Source organism: Cupriavidus sp. F041 (assembly GCF_057814235.1).
Genome location: NZ_JBVASY010000002.1, coordinates 1,887,341 through 1,900,411, shown reverse-complemented (window position 1 = coordinate 1,900,411; position 13,071 = coordinate 1,887,341). Strand labels below are relative to the sequence as shown.

The 13,071-nt window shown below is 60.8% G+C and carries 17 protein-coding genes; 16 read left to right on the top strand and 1 reads right to left on the bottom strand.

What is annotated here, in order from left to right:
• The first annotated feature begins 65 nt into the window (after window positions 1-65).
• The 7 genes from ACZY0R_RS26035 (at window position 66) to ACZY0R_RS26005 (ending at window position 5,354) form a co-directional block, all read left to right on the top strand.
• Window positions 66-806 (top strand): response regulator, encoded by a 741-nt coding sequence (locus tag ACZY0R_RS26035; RefSeq protein ID WP_488862395.1) that lies wholly within the window; start codon window positions 66-68, stop codon window positions 804-806.
• Complete coding sequence (locus ACZY0R_RS26030; RefSeq protein ID WP_488862393.1) at window positions 803-2,128, top strand: ATP-binding protein; 1,326 nt, start codon at window positions 803-805, stop codon at window positions 2,126-2,128. Before ACZY0R_RS26035 ends, ACZY0R_RS26030 begins: the two co-directional genes overlap by 4 nt.
• A 420-nt stretch (window positions 2,129-2,548) precedes the next feature.
• Complete coding sequence (locus tag ACZY0R_RS26025; protein ID WP_488862391.1) at window positions 2,549-2,938, top strand: hydroxyquinol 1,2-dioxygenase; 390 nt, start codon at window positions 2,549-2,551, stop codon at window positions 2,936-2,938.
• 84 nt (window positions 2,939-3,022) lie between these two features.
• Entirely contained in the window at window positions 3,023-3,442 is a 420-nt protein-coding gene (locus ACZY0R_RS26020; RefSeq protein WP_488862389.1) for an organic hydroperoxide resistance protein, read from the top strand.
• Window positions 3,443-3,560: 118 nt separating this feature from the next.
• Window positions 3,561-3,863, top strand: coding sequence for a LysR substrate-binding domain-containing protein (locus tag ACZY0R_RS26015; protein ID WP_488862388.1), 303 nt, complete (start codon window positions 3,561-3,563; stop codon window positions 3,861-3,863).
• 439 nt (window positions 3,864-4,302) lie between these two features.
• Entirely contained in the window at window positions 4,303-4,791 is a 489-nt protein-coding gene (locus ACZY0R_RS26010; RefSeq protein ID WP_488862386.1) for a cupin domain-containing protein, read from the top strand.
• A 95-nt stretch (window positions 4,792-4,886) separates the two neighbouring features.
• The gene (locus ACZY0R_RS26005; protein ID WP_488862384.1) at window positions 4,887-5,354 is read left to right on the top strand and encodes a RidA family protein; all 468 of its coding nucleotides are present in this window, start codon (window positions 4,887-4,889) and stop codon (window positions 5,352-5,354) included.
• Between the two features lies 1 nt (window position 5,355).
• Here ACZY0R_RS26005 and ACZY0R_RS26000 read toward each other — a convergent pair whose 3' ends face one another.
• Window positions 5,356-6,267: a LysR family transcriptional regulator gene (locus ACZY0R_RS26000; protein WP_488862382.1), complete on the bottom strand. Its 912-nt coding sequence runs from the start codon at window positions 6,265-6,267 to the stop codon at window positions 5,356-5,358.
• A 124-nt stretch (window positions 6,268-6,391) separates the two neighbouring features.
• Between ACZY0R_RS26000 and ACZY0R_RS25995 the strand changes: the two genes are divergently transcribed.
• The 9 genes from ACZY0R_RS25995 to ACZY0R_RS25955 all read left to right on the top strand — a co-directional run bounded on the left by ACZY0R_RS25995 (window position 6,392) and on the right by ACZY0R_RS25955 (window position 12,919).
• Window positions 6,392-7,045: a DsbA family protein gene (locus tag ACZY0R_RS25995; protein ID WP_488862380.1), complete on the top strand. Its 654-nt coding sequence runs from the start codon at window positions 6,392-6,394 to the stop codon at window positions 7,043-7,045.
• 250 nt (window positions 7,046-7,295) lie between these two features.
• On the top strand, window positions 7,296-7,508 hold the full coding sequence (locus ACZY0R_RS25990; RefSeq protein WP_045240967.1) for a hypothetical protein: 213 nt from the start codon (window positions 7,296-7,298) through the stop codon (window positions 7,506-7,508).
• Between the two features lie 67 nt (window positions 7,509-7,575).
• Window positions 7,576-7,815, top strand: a complete 240-nt coding sequence (locus tag ACZY0R_RS25985; RefSeq protein WP_035862182.1) for a hypothetical protein — start codon at window positions 7,576-7,578, stop codon at window positions 7,813-7,815.
• Window positions 7,816-8,122: 307 nt separating this feature from the next.
• Window positions 8,123-8,446, top strand: a complete 324-nt coding sequence (locus ACZY0R_RS25980; RefSeq protein WP_488862377.1) for a hypothetical protein — start codon at window positions 8,123-8,125, stop codon at window positions 8,444-8,446.
• A 188-nt stretch (window positions 8,447-8,634) separates the two neighbouring features.
• Window positions 8,635-9,957 carry an NAD(P)/FAD-dependent oxidoreductase gene (locus ACZY0R_RS25975; RefSeq protein WP_488862375.1) on the top strand — a complete coding sequence of 441 codons (1,323 nt, stop codon included), beginning with the start codon at window positions 8,635-8,637 and terminating at the stop codon, window positions 9,955-9,957.
• 733 nt (window positions 9,958-10,690) lie between these two features.
• The gene (locus ACZY0R_RS25970; protein ID WP_488862373.1) at window positions 10,691-11,683 is read left to right on the top strand and encodes a Bug family tripartite tricarboxylate transporter substrate binding protein; all 993 of its coding nucleotides are present in this window, start codon (window positions 10,691-10,693) and stop codon (window positions 11,681-11,683) included.
• Window positions 11,625-11,909 (top strand): RBBP9/YdeN family alpha/beta hydrolase, encoded by a 285-nt coding sequence (locus ACZY0R_RS25965; RefSeq protein WP_488862371.1) that lies wholly within the window; start codon window positions 11,625-11,627, stop codon window positions 11,907-11,909. Before ACZY0R_RS25970 ends, ACZY0R_RS25965 begins: the two co-directional genes overlap by 59 nt.
• Window positions 11,821-12,597 carry a DsbA family protein gene (locus tag ACZY0R_RS25960; protein WP_488866172.1) on the top strand — a complete coding sequence of 259 codons (777 nt, stop codon included), beginning with the start codon at window positions 11,821-11,823 and terminating at the stop codon, window positions 12,595-12,597. The genes ACZY0R_RS25965 and ACZY0R_RS25960 overlap by 89 nt, the downstream gene beginning before the upstream one ends.
• Entirely contained in the window at window positions 12,590-12,919 is a 330-nt protein-coding gene (locus ACZY0R_RS25955; RefSeq protein WP_488862369.1) for a Rieske (2Fe-2S) protein, read from the top strand. Before ACZY0R_RS25960 ends, ACZY0R_RS25955 begins: the two co-directional genes overlap by 8 nt.
• The last annotated feature ends 152 nt before the right edge of the window (window positions 12,920-13,071 follow it).

Below are 13,071 nucleotides of genomic sequence, written 5' to 3'. Positions count from 1 at the left end.
GCACGGCGACGGCGTGTTCGTCCTATGACCAGCAACCAACCACCCTGCCAATCTGACGGTGCGCCATGACTCAGCCTGACCATATCCTTATCGTGGACGACGACCGGGAGATCCGTACGCTGGCGGCCGAGTATCTCGAACGCAGCGGGATGCGTGTGACCCTTGCGGCGAACGGGCGCGAGATGCGGGCGGCCTTGGACAAGGGAGCGGTGGATCTCGTCGTGCTGGACCTGATGCTTCCCGGCGAAGACGGACTGACGTTGTGCCGGGACTTGCGCGCAAGCGAACACAAGAACATGCCAGTGCTGATGCTCACTGCCCGCAACGAGGAGGCCGATCGCATTCTGGGGCTTGAGATGGGTGCGGACGACTACCTCGTCAAGCCATTCGCGGCGCGCGAACTGCTGGCCAGGATACGTTCGGTGCTGCGGCGCACGCGCATGCTGCCGCCCAACCTGCAGATCACCGAAGCGGCTACCGTGCTGGCATTCGGCCCCTGGCGGCTGGATACGACCGCGCGGCACCTGCTCGACGATAACGACGTCATTGTCGCCCTCAGCGGCGCAGAGTACCGGCTCATGCGGGTCTTCCTCGACCATCCGCAGCGCGTGCTGAACCGGGACCAACTGCTTAACCTGACGCAGGGACGCGAAGCCGAACTGTTCGAGCGCTCCATCGACCTGATGGTGAGCCGCCTGCGGCAGCGCCTGCGCGACGATGCCAAGGAGCCCCGCTATATCAAGACGGTGCGCAACGAGGGCTATGTGTTCGCGGCGATGGTGGAGATTCGGGAGGAGCGCACATGAGCCGCCCGGACGGAACCCTGCGAGGATGGCCGCGCACGTTGTTTGCTCGCCTGATGGTGGTTCTGCTGATCGGCCTCGTGCTGGCGCAAGGGCTGGCCTTCAGCCTCGTGCTGCGGGAGCGCTCGCAGGTCGCCGACAGGTTGATGCTGGGCAACCTCGGGCGCGATGTGGCCAGTTCCGTTGCCATCCTGGACATGATGCCGGCGGATAAGCGGCCGGCCTGGCTCGATCAACTGGGGCGCCGAAACTACAGCTATCTGCTCAACGCCGGCACGGCCGGCGGCGATCCGCCAGGCCTGCAACTATCCCAGGAAGCCGTCGCGACGATCGCAGAGGCACTGGGGGAGCGTTACAATGTGACGGCAAATGCACTGTCTGCCGATGGCGAGCAGTTCCAGGTGCATTTGCGCCTGAGCGACGGCAGTCCGCTCACCATCGATGTCCATCCGGCGCCAACGGGATTGTCGGCCTGGTTGCCGGTGATGCTGTGCGCTCAACTGGCGCTGCTGGCAAGCTGCGCCTGGATCGCCGTGCGCCTGGTAACGCGCCCGCTGAAACAACTGGCGGCGGCCGCGGAGAACCTGGGGCCGGATCTGAAGGCCGACCTTATCCCCGAGCGCGGGCCGGCCGAGGTGGTACACGCCGCGGCGGCCTTCAACGCCATGCAGCAGCGCATCGCGGGGTATCTCGCCGAGCGCGTGCAGATTCTCGCGGCGATCTCCCACGACTTGCAGACGCCCATCACGCGAATGCGGTTACGCCTAGACTTGATGGAGAGATCCGAGACACAGGACAAGCTTTACAGCGATCTTCGCGCGATGGAGCATCTGGTCCGCGAGGGTGTCACCTATGCGCGCACGCTGCATGGCAGCGCGGAAGCGCTGGCTCGTGTGGACCTCGACGCGCTGCTGGACAGCCTGGCTTGTGACTATCGGGACGGTGGGCATGCGATTACCTTGGACGGCAAGGTCGGCGCACCGGTACTGACGCGCCCGCAGGCGCTGCGTCGCATCCTGACGAACCTCGTGGACAACGCGCTCAAGTTCGGCGGCGACGTGGATATTGCTGTGTTCCGGGAGGCGGAAGGCAGTCTTGCCATTGCAGTGCGGGACCGCGGTCCCGGCATTCCCGAAGCCGAGCTCGAACGGGTCATGCAGCCGTTCTATCGCCTCGAGACGTCCCGGAACAGGGGGACGGGCGGTACGGGCCTGGGGTTGGCGATTGCGCAGCAACTGGCGCAGGCCCTTGGCGGCCGGCTCGTACTCTCCAATCGGCAAGCGGGCGGCCTTCAGGCCAGGCTCACCCTGCCTGCACAGGCATAGCGGGCTGTTCCGGCGCGCAGGCGCCTCGTTTCCAGCGACGGCAGGCAGGGTGGGGGGCACGTCGCGTTTGGTGTTTGGCATGCAGCACTTCGTTCCGCGTCCTGACAAGGCACGGTCCGTGCCGTCCTCTGGTTCGGGTCCAGTCTCTCCGCCCACAGTCCGCCCACAGTTGCCGTTTCTTCAGTCCCTCCTCCTCGCTGCCGCCACGGCCGATTTTGTATTCGTTTGTATCGCATGCCCAGTGCGATACGTGTGCTCACAGTGCCACCGCGAACTCGCTACGGACGAGATACATCGGTCGCCTTAAATGCATCCTGTAGCGCGGCGGCGGCAACCAAGAACAGATCATCCCGCCCGCGCCGCAACATTGTCCGCGCCGGACACCGGTGCATCTGCCCTACACGAACCTGGAAAAACATCATGAAAATCATCAACGTCACAACCTTTGCCAAGCGCCTTGTCTCGATCGTTGCCCTTGCGGCCGCCGCGGGTGGAGTACAGGCTGTGTCCGCAGCCGAGCTGGCTTCGGACCATGGCGCTGGCCCAAGCGCAGCCGCTGCGCGCAGCGTAGAGCGGGATCCGTTCACTGACGGCGCGCGCAGTGGCGAGCGTGACGTCTACACGGATGGCGCCCGTTATGTGGATGGCACCGCGCGATTCGTTGCGGGCCTGGATCGCGTTGGCGTCTCCGCTTCGCCCGCCCGAAGCTCAGATGCCGCTGCCGACAGCGCGGCCATGCTCGCTCGCATCAGCAATCGTGACGGCTATACCGAAAGCGAACACGCTGCAGATCCCCGCTTGGCCGCATAGCACGTCCCGTCACTCTGATGACCGCCCAGATTGATCGCATGCAATTGATAAACAGCCTTTTTTATTTCCAGTAAGGAATCCACCATGACCCAAATCGAAAATGTACTCTACACCGGCAAAACCCACACCTCCTCCGGTGGGCGGAACGGCACATCCCGCAGCTCTGATGGTCGCCTGGACATTCATCTCTCGTCTCCTGGCACCGCCGGCAGTGGCACCAATCCGGAGCAGCTGTTTGCCGCTGGCTGGTCGGCCTGTTTTATCGGTGCGATCGGGATCGCGGCTGGCAAAATGAAGGTCACTCTCCCGGCCGACCTGGCCATCGACGCGGAAGTGGACCTGGGCACAACCGGTGGCGCTTACTTCCTTCAAGCGCGTCTCAATGTCAGCCTCCCGGGTGTGGAGCATGAAGTCGCCCAGGCGCTGGTGGACGCCGCGCACCAGACGTGCCCGTACTCCAAAGCCACAAGGGGCAACATCAACGTCGTGATTAACCTGGTCTGAGCCAGCGTTTTCATAAATCCGGCCTGCCCGTGCATATCGGGCAGGCAACCTTTCCACATCCCCTTGAACTCGCACCAGAACGCTCGATCTCCAGGTGACTCGAAATCGAGCGGGCTTTTTGGAACCCGGTTCCAGGCAAAAGAACTCCAGCTTTATCGAACTGCTGGAGGGCGGGCGGCGCGTAAGCGTGCTGCCGCGATCGTCCATGCCTGACGCGCGATTCCGCGTGAACGTACCGGATGCGATGGTGGTCGCCTTGCAAGAAGGGATGGGCATCGGCGCGCTGCCTGCGCTCACGGTGCGCGCGGCGATCCGGGCCGGCACCTTGGTACGCGTACTCCCCGCATATCATCTCCAGCGGCTAAATATCTACGTACTCTATGCGTCGCGACAGTACCTCGACGCCAAGATCAAGACCTAGATCGCGTTCGTACGTGAATGGATTCCCGATGCGTTACGCGCGGGCGAAATTCTTGTCCATGGAATAGACCGGCCTGCGTGACCCTGGCGGCGCCGGAAGGGATAACGCAACCGATCGGAGACTGGCGCGCGGGCGCCGTGTGGGGCCTCAGGCATGCAAGACCCGGGAGGCGTCAAGTTACTGTGGCCGGCGAAGTCCTGGACGCGAGGGTGAAGGCCACTCGGACTTATTCCGTCGTGTAGCAAGTGATGTTCCACGTCGGCGGCTTATTGGGGCGGCACCGGAGCCTATAGTTTAGCCAAAGCGGAATGCCGATCGTCTACATCATATGTCCGGCATGGAGGATCGGATTCCGCATCTGCGGCAACGCGGTTCCCGTTGTTGAACAATGAAAGCGGTGGCATCTACGGCCGCCTTCCTGAAATCTGGGTGAGTCAGTATGCGGTCAAGTATCAAGAGCATGGGTGTGTCGGTCGCTGTCCTCGCCGGCCTGATGAACGGTGGGTTGGCGGCGGCCGAGGGGTTGTCGCCGAAGCAGAACGGCGCGATCTTGCAGGAAGAGATCAGATGGTCGTCCTTCGCTGCATTCCCACAGCGGGCCCGGCTCGCCGTCCTGGTGGGCGACCCGACCAAGCCGGGCCCTTATGTCGTACGGGTCAACGTCCCCGCCGGCGTCAAGCTGATGCCTCACGTCCATCCCGAGGACCGTATCTACACCGTCATCGCGGGCGTCTTCTACATCGGCCTCGGCGATGAATTCGATCCACAGAAGCTCGTCGCGTATCCACCAGGGAGCGTTGTCGTGTTGCCAGGCGGCACACCGCATTTCCATTGGGCAAGATCCGGGGGATACATCACCCAAGTTACCGGCAACGGTCCGTTAGGGATCGATTATGTCAATTCGGAAGATGACCCTCGCCAGAAGTAGCAGATGGCTCGCGGGAAGCATGCCGAGCCAATCAATTAATCAATCAATCAGTCTTGAGATGTCTTTGTTCAGCCGTAACCATTCAGGAGCCGAAAATGTCCGTGGAATCCAAACTCGCAGATCTTGGCCTTGCGTTGCCGCAGCCACCGCAGCCCCTGGGCAGCTACACCGCGACCAGTGAAGCGGGGGACCTTCTTTTTATATCGGGGCAACTCCCGCTTCAGGAGGGCCGCATCATTTTTCAAGGGCGCGTTGGCGAAGTCCTGACCGTGGAGCAAGGCAAGCAGGCTGCTGAACTGGCCGCTTTGAACGTTCTGGCGCAAATCAAGCACTACCTTGGCGGATTTGAGAGGCTGGATCATATCGTGCGCGTCGAAGGCCATGTGAGCAGTGCTGAGGGCTATTTCGATCAACCCGCGGTGATCAACGGCGCCTCGGATTTGTTTGCCGCCGTGCTGGGTGAAAAGGCCGGCCATGCACGTTCGGCGTTCTCGCATAACCAACTGCCTGCCAACGCCGCTGTCGTGCTGGTAGTCATCGCGAAGATACGGCCGGCGCAGTAGCTCAGTGCGCGAACTTCTCCACCAGGAAATCGACGAAGGCTCGCACGCGCAGCGACAAATGGCGCGCGTGCGGGTAGAGCAGGATGAACGGCCGGGTGGCCCCGCCATACTCCGGCAACACCTCCACCAGATTCCCCTCGCGCAGGTCAGATTCCACCACGAATCGATAGGTCTGAAACAATCCCGCTCCTGCGCGCGCTAACGTGGCTCCACCGAGCACGTCCTCGGAGCATCCGTAGCTTCCTGTTGTCGCGATGTCGATGTGTTTCCCTTCATGATTGAAGGTCCAGGCCAACCGGCGTCCGCTGCTGGGAACATCGAACTGAATGCACTCATGCGTGTGCAGCTCGTCGAGCGTCGTCGGTTTGCCCGCGCGCTTGAGATAGCCCGGCGTAGCGACGACAACGAGTTCCGCGTCCTCCAGTTTCCTGGCGATGAGAGTGGAGTCCTCTGGCGCCTTGCCACGGACCGACAGATCATAGACGTCGTCTGCGAATTCGACGTTGCGATTGCTGATATGGGTTTCGACGGAAACATCGGGGAAGCGCCGATGGAATTCCGGCAGTACCGGTAGCACCCGGTAGTGCGCATATGGGGTTGGCAGGCTGATGCGCAGCAGGCCTGCCGGACTCCCGTGTTGACCGCTCACTTGCCGCTCGGCATCGACCAGTTGTGCCAGCGCGTTGCGAGATTGCTCGAAATAGATCCGGCCTTCATCCGTCAGCCTGATCTGTCGTGTCGTCCTGACAAAGAGGCGTACGCCCAGGCGCGATTCCAGGCGGGAAACGGAGCGGCTTACTGCTGCCGGCGTCACGCTGGTAGCAATCGCTGCTGCCGTAAAACTGCTGAGTTCTGCGGCAAGACAGAAGAGCTCGATGCTGCCGAGCTGAAGGTCATCGAATTTGCGTTTCATCGTTTTGCGGGCATGTAACGACTGTTATGTCGCGAGGGGCGTTTATCGGTGCCGGCCCATCCAATAGATTGGAGTCCCCGGGCTGGACACGCATTGCAATCAGCCCTTCATTCAGGAGAACTCGATGCAGTTGATCTACGTTGGCGACCCGATGTGTTCGTGGTGTTACGGATTTGGAAATATTCTGACGGAACTCACGGAAACAAGCCCGGACCTCCCCCTGAAAATTGTAGTGGGCGGCATTCGCGCAGGGGCAACGGACATTCTGGACGACGCCGGCAAACGCTTCCGCCTTCAACACTGGACGCGCGTGGAGCAGGCTAGCGGTCTTCAATTCAACCGCAAGGGGTTCCTGGCTCGCGAAGGCTTTGTATACGACACGGAACCCATCTGCCGAGCGGTGGTAACCGCGCGCGCATTCGCTCCAGGACAGAATCCGCTTCCGCTATTTCGTACTCTGCAGCGAGCATTCTACATTGATGCCCGAGATACCACGGCAACGGATGTCCTGGTCGAAGTGGCAGCCGGCGCCCTCGCAGACGGCGGCCTCGATGTATCGAAGCAAGCATTTCGCGATCTCTTCGAATCCGATAGTGTGAAGCAAGCGACGCAGGCGGATTTTGCCCTCGCCCGTAGCTGGGGTATATCAAGTTTCCCGAGTTTGCTCGTCGAAGATCGAGGGCAGTTGCAACTTCTGGCGATGGGGTTCACATCCCTGGATATTTTGAACAATCGATTGAACAAGGTATTGGGCGAGCGCGCATTTGCCGCGGCATGAATGAAACGTTGTCTCCATGGCCGGGGGCCTTGTGTTGGCAATCCAATTTCGCTGCATGGATCGTAGCGCTCCCGGCAATATCGCGCCCTGAGATGCCGGATTCTCGCGCTGCGAGCTGACGGGCAGCCTGCCCGGCAGCGGGGGCAGGTCCATCAGGTGCCGGATTTGCAGTGGATGGTCTGCGTGGTCAGGTGTCACATGCTACGATTTCCTCCATAAAGCTCTCCGACATCCATACAGGGAGGCAGACATGGCGATAGTCGAAAACGGCAACCAGGAAACCGAGTTTTGGGAGGGCGTGCGCGTAGCCGCGGACTCCCGCTACCGGGCCGAACAGGCCGCGAAGATGCGGCGGACTATCGGCTGGGCCTTGGGGTTCTCAATCGCAGGCCTGTGCTTGGCGCTGGTAGCTCACCGGCGACACCGGGACACCGTGCATCTGTTTGGCTTGGGTGATGAGTAGGAAAATGGCTAGTGATTTTCTGCCCACTCCATGATCCATGATCCATGAGTAACGATGGGAGATTGCCGTGTCGAGCCATGTCTTTGTCGAAGAAGGGGATTACCACTGCCACTGCACGGTCTGGGAGTCACATGGCGGGATTTGGCAGGCATCAGTATTGTTCGAGCGGAAGATCGATCACACCAACGAGTTCATCCCGGGCTTGCGGCACAAGATGAAAACCCGATTCGGCAGCAAGGAAGAAGCGATCCGCGAAGCCATTGCCTACGCAAAGGCTTGCGTCGAGAACACGCAGACCGGGCTGTAGACTCACGCCATTTTCCCGGCCGCTGTGCCTGCTTCGTGGTCGATCATGGGCCGTGCAATGATGGCACTTGCCGTGTGACTAAGCGGTATCGGCCAGGTCATATGGGGTATGACACCACTATCCAGGGGTGACCAGCGTGTACTTAGGGCGTGGAAGCCCAGGCGCGAGGCAGCCCGAGGCGCTTTTGGCCGTGCGTATCTTCTCCGCTATTGCGTCCCGGACACAGGTGGGGGTGGAGATGCAGGGACTGGCACCATTCAGCGCTGGGCCAGGCGAACTACGGACAGGCGCGGCTGAAGGAGTCATCATGCAAGAGCTAGCCTTTCGCACCATGCTGTACCGCTACTTTTTCTTCGGCTGGCTGTTCCGCGACGTCAGCCGGGGCAATCTCGTCGAACGCACCGTCGCCTGGCGTTTCAACCAGGCGCACGCGCACTGGCTGCTGACCTATATGCGGCGCTGGCTCTGGTGCGGGCTGTCCTTCTGCGCCTTGGGTTGCGTGGTCGAACTGATGCTGCGCGCGCCTGGCCTGTCAGCGCTCTTCTACGTGCCCGGTGTGCTCAGCGTGCCGGTCAATGTCGTCATCGGGGTGCTCTGGATCGGCCTGAAGGCGCTTCCCGGGCCGCTGTGAGCGGTGGCGCCGGCGTCGGCCAGAGTGCTGAATTTCTCGGACTAAGAAGGCCCGACATCCCCGGACGCTTCGGGGGATGGCACCGGACGGCCGTGGCCGGCCAACCTTGATTCCCGCTGCCAGTCGCCATGTCAGGCTCACTATCTGTATAGAATGGCGCCTGCTCCTCCCGGGCAGCCAATTTATCAATGCAATCCATACGCAAACGACCAGCCATCGACGGTGATCTCGGCTGGTATGAATCATCACCTTCCCGTCATTCCAGTCTCGGAGCGCGCCTCAAGGGGGAGCAGCATTTCGATGTTGCCATCGTAGGGGCCGGATTCACCGGCATCTCGCTGGCACGCCGGCTGGCGGAAATCCGTCCGCAGGCAAGGATCGCCCTCATCGACGCACTCGAGATCGGCCAGGGCACCTCGGGCCGCAACGCGGGCTTCCTGATCGACGTGCCGCACAACGTGGATGGCGGACAGCAGGACGTCGAATACGAGCGCCAGTTGTTCACGCTGAACAATTTTGCCATCGGCCAGTTGCGCAGCCTGAAAGAACGATACCGCATCGATTGCGGCTGGCACGACGCGGGGAAATACATGTCGGCGCACGAGGAAGGCAATCTTGCCAGGCTCGAGTGCTTTGCCGACGCCCTGAAGGCCGCTGGCTTCGAATATGAAGTCGTGGAAGGACAGGCCCTCTCCCGGCGGCTCGGCACCGGCTATTACAAGGCGGCGGTCTATACACCCGGCAACGTGCTGGTAAACCCAGCGGGCCTGGTTCGCGGTCTGGCCGCGGCGCTGCCGGAATCAGTCACGCTGTTCGCGGCGAGCCCGGTAGTGGCCTGCGACTACGGGCCAGTTCATACCCTGAAGTTCCTGGGCGGCACCTTGCGCGCTGACATGCTGGCGCTAGCCGTCGGCAGTTTCAGCGAGGCATTCGGCCGCGTCGGGAGCCGGCTGGCTTCACTCTTCACCTATGCGAGCTTGACCGAACCGCTATCCGACAGCGAAGTCTCGACCCATTTCAGCGGGGTACGGCCCTGGGGTACCACATCGGCGCACCCGGCCGGAACCACCGTCCGCTATACCCCTGACGGGCGCATCTTTGTGCGCAACACATTTCACCTTCAGCCTGCGCTGCGTAGCAGCGACATCTGCCTGCAGGACGCATGGGTAAAGCACCGCAGGTCATTCGAGGCGCGCTTTCCCTCCATTGCCGGAAAGCGCTTCGGATACACATGGGGCGGGCTCATCAGCATGACGCTCAACCATCACTCCGTGTTCCGCAAGGATGGGGACAACTTCTTCAGCACCGTGGGGTGCAACGGTGTCGGCGTCGTCAAGGGCACGTATCTCGGCCACTTCATGGCCGAATACATGAACGGCATGCGGAGCAGGGAGCTTGACTTCATCATGGCAAACAGCCGTCCAGGCTGGATGCCGCCTGAACCTTTCAAGCGCATCGGTGCATCGCTTCGACTCAGGAGTGAAGTGGCAGGCGCGGGAGGGGATGTCTAGGGCGCTTGAGGAGGCGGGCCTTCCACAGACCCGAGGGGGGCGATGGATTATCCGTTGCAGCCCTGTGGAGGGCTTCCTGCCTGCCGCATGGGAACGCAGGATGTGAAAAAAAACCGGAACTGTGCGGGGGTGCCCATTCCGGTTTCACGCAGCGTGCGCGTAAGTGGTGCAGCGACGCTGCGAAGGGTGAATTTAAACACATCTACATCTGAAATAGATGCCGCTTAATTCGCATGTTGTTGTCAGCCAACGCTGAATAGTGAATTGAAGCTCGTCACGTGAGCGCTTGATCATATCCGGTGGGAACTTCGGAGACACATCCGGAGGACGGTTGCATGCGCTGGACGATGGCGGGGGCCAATGTCTTGTAGCAGGTGAGATGTGCCGTACTCAACGGCCTGCACATTCGCAAATTCACGCATTGGCCCACCTGACATGCGAATCGAAGGATTTGCGGTAGCACCCCCATGCCTCATGGGAGGCGCCGCCGGATGTAGTCCTTCCCAGCCGGACGACGGCAGGCTGTTTGTTTTTTTGCACGCTGGCGTGCGGCACCAGCGGATTTACGTGCCATCTACCGGTCAATACAATAATGTCGACATTAAAATTTATGGCTGCTATGATCGTGCTCACGATAGCCTGAGCCGGTAGAAGTCGCTTGTCGCACAGTTGGTTGGTGAGGCAGGCAGCACTTGGCAGGCTGGGTGATAGTCCAGAAAACATGGGGGAGACGATGTCATTACTGAAAAAGCTGCTCGCAGCTGCGTTGTGCGCCGAGACAATCATTGCCTTGTGCGCGCCAGGCCCTGTCCAGGCACAGGAAGCCTGGCCAGCGCGCCCGATTCAAATGATCGTGCCGTCGTCTCCCGGATCGGGAACCGACGCGCTGGCGCGGGTCATGGCGCGGCGCCTTTCCGAAGCGCTGAAGCAATCTGTGGTCGTGGAGAACCGGCCGGGCGGCAGTGGGGTGATCGGGACCAACGCCGTCCTCAAGGCGGCGCCCGATGGCTACACGATTCTCTACACAACGGCATCCAACATGGTGGTTGCGCCGGCCGTCATCAAGCCCATTTCCCAGGAGGCAAGAAAGAGCCTCGTGCCGATCGCGCAGACAGCTGTGGGTGGGGTGTTGCTGCTGGTGAGCCCGGATCTGCCGGTGCACGACTTGCCTGGACTCATCGCGCTCGTGAAGGCGAATCCGGATAAGTACAGCTATGGCAGCTGGGCCACCGGCTCGTCCGCGCACTTGACGATGGAGTGGCTAAAGAAGCAGACCGGCATGAAGACCGAACACGTCGCATATCGGACATCCAGTCAACTGCTTACCGAACTATCATCGGGGGTGCTGAAGATCGGCTGGACCGATCCCAGCGTGGCGGTTCCGTTCCTGCAATCCGGGAAGGTGCGCGGCATTGCCATTGTAGGCAACGTGCGGTCTCCCCAGCTCGCCGACGTCAAAACGATGGGTGAACAGGGTTACAAGTTCAATACGGTGGGATGGTTCGGCATGTTCGCGCCGGCCGGAACTAGTCCGGCGATCGTGAAGCGGCTGGCCGATGAGGTCAACAAGGTGCAGGCGTTGCCCGAGATTGCGGCCCTGATGAAGAAACTGAACTTCGAGCCGCCTCCTGTAAAGTCCTCCGCGCAGTTGGGCGAGATCGTCCGGAATGATCTGCAAGTCTGGACGAAGATCGCCAACGACGCAGGAATCAGGCTCGAAGAATAGGATGTGCCGTGCGCGGCATTGCGGCCTGTCCAGGACAAAGCTGCCATTTCCCAGCCTGATGGCAGCCAGCCGTCCCGATGCCTTGGCCAGGTTCGAGCGGGTCGTTCATTTGGCGGATGACCGGAGTTCTCGCCTTGATGATCCTGGGAATGGCGGTCACATCAACCCTGCATCTGGATACGGCCCCTGGCCGGGCGCTAAGGAATTATTGCGTGAATTTCTCTGAACTTTCGGGTGGGGTTCCTGCCACCACATCGCCGCAAGCTCTGCGCGTTGATTTTTACCTTGACCTGATTTGCCCCTGGTGCTGGATTGGGTTGCGCAATCTGCGTTCAGCATGGGCAGGCTTTCGGCAGCAGCATCCTGGTTTGGAGCTGGAGACGATATGGCATGCCAATGCTTTGCTGCCGCAGATTCCTGCGCAAGGCATTCCGTACCAAGAATTCTATGAAGCAAGGCTTGGTGGCCAACGGGCTGTGGCGATGCGCCGCGCACAGATTCGCGCTGTGGCCGAATCGGTCGATCTATCGTTGAACTTCGAAAACATTGCGACCTTCCCGAATTCGGCGCTGGCATGTGCCTTGGTCAATGCGGCCCAGTCCAAGCTGGTGCCGGAGGCCATGTACCAGTTGGTAGAGTCCATCTACTGTGCGTTCTTCTCCCAAGGGCAAGACATCGGTTCGACAGAGACACTGCAGGCCCTGGCTCAATCGTCAGGGTTCAGTTGGGATGCCAGGGCGTCCTCTCCGCTCCGGTCTTCAATGGGGGCCGGCCATGCAGGAGGGGTTCCTCATCTCGTCTTCAATGGGCAGTGGCCGGTCACTGGCGCAGCTCCAGCAAGCGAGTTGATTCATATCATGCAGAAAGCCGTGGCGGCCAAGCGTTTGAACAGCGAGTGCAAATCCGATGCCTGATTCCGAATGGATTCTGGTCGGGCCTCCGGAGTCGCTGGCGCCAGGCGCACGCAAACTGGTCTTGTTACAAGACGGTCAATCGGCAATCGTGTTCAACCTTGGCGGCCAATTCTTTGCCATGGAAAACAGTTGCCCGCATGCGGGAGCCTCCATGGCAGGAGGTTCGTGTGTTGAGCACGTTATCAGCTGCCCTGCACACGGCTTGCGATTTGACATTCGCAACGGCCAGTGCACTGCATCTCCGAGCTTGTATATCCGCACCTATGAAGTCGTCGTGGAGGACAAGCAACTTTGGCTACGCCCGCCAGAATTCAAGTATTGAGAAATCACTAAAACAGGGCAACCGCTTCTGCGGTGGCGCGTAATGTCTCCAACGGAACAATTGGAGATGTGTGCCATGGCGAAGAAGCCGTTGCACGATTCAACCGAGGATCATCCTGCGCCGTCAAGGACGTGGTTCGCCCGGGCGTTACC

Excerpts from the sequence above, each read along its gene's own strand:
- ACZY0R_RS25960 (WP_488866172.1), top strand. The coding sequence starts at position 11,821 with ATGATCCTGGGAATGGCGGTCACATCAACCCTGCATCTGGATACGGCC.
- ACZY0R_RS25955 (WP_488862369.1), top strand. The coding sequence starts at position 12,590 with ATGCCTGATTCCGAATGGATTCTGGTCGGGCCTCCGGAGTCGCTGGCG.
- ACZY0R_RS26010 (WP_488862386.1), top strand. The coding sequence starts at position 4,303 with ATGCGGTCAAGTATCAAGAGCATGGGTGTGTCGGTCGCTGTCCTCGCC.
- ACZY0R_RS26035 (WP_488862395.1), top strand. The coding sequence starts at position 66 with ATGACTCAGCCTGACCATATCCTTATCGTGGACGACGACCGGGAGATC.
- ACZY0R_RS25975 (WP_488862375.1), top strand. The coding sequence starts at position 8,635 with ATGCAATCCATACGCAAACGACCAGCCATCGACGGTGATCTCGGCTGG.
- ACZY0R_RS26030 (WP_488862393.1), top strand. The coding sequence starts at position 803 with ATGAGCCGCCCGGACGGAACCCTGCGAGGATGGCCGCGCACGTTGTTT.
- ACZY0R_RS26020 (WP_488862389.1), top strand. The coding sequence starts at position 3,023 with ATGACCCAAATCGAAAATGTACTCTACACCGGCAAAACCCACACCTCC.
- ACZY0R_RS25965 (WP_488862371.1), top strand. The coding sequence starts at position 11,625 with ATGATCTGCAAGTCTGGACGAAGATCGCCAACGACGCAGGAATCAGGC.
- ACZY0R_RS26005 (WP_488862384.1), top strand. The coding sequence starts at position 4,887 with ATGTCCGTGGAATCCAAACTCGCAGATCTTGGCCTTGCGTTGCCGCAG.
- ACZY0R_RS26025 (WP_488862391.1), top strand. The coding sequence starts at position 2,549 with ATGAAAATCATCAACGTCACAACCTTTGCCAAGCGCCTTGTCTCGATC.
- ACZY0R_RS25995 (WP_488862380.1), top strand. The coding sequence starts at position 6,392 with ATGCAGTTGATCTACGTTGGCGACCCGATGTGTTCGTGGTGTTACGGA.
- ACZY0R_RS26000 (WP_488862382.1), bottom strand. The coding sequence starts at position 6,267 with ATGAAACGCAAATTCGATGACCTTCAGCTCGGCAGCATCGAGCTCTTC.
- ACZY0R_RS25990 (WP_045240967.1), top strand. The coding sequence starts at position 7,296 with ATGGCGATAGTCGAAAACGGCAACCAGGAAACCGAGTTTTGGGAGGGC.
- ACZY0R_RS25970 (WP_488862373.1), top strand. The coding sequence starts at position 10,691 with ATGTCATTACTGAAAAAGCTGCTCGCAGCTGCGTTGTGCGCCGAGACA.
- ACZY0R_RS25980 (WP_488862377.1), top strand. The coding sequence starts at position 8,123 with ATGCAAGAGCTAGCCTTTCGCACCATGCTGTACCGCTACTTTTTCTTC.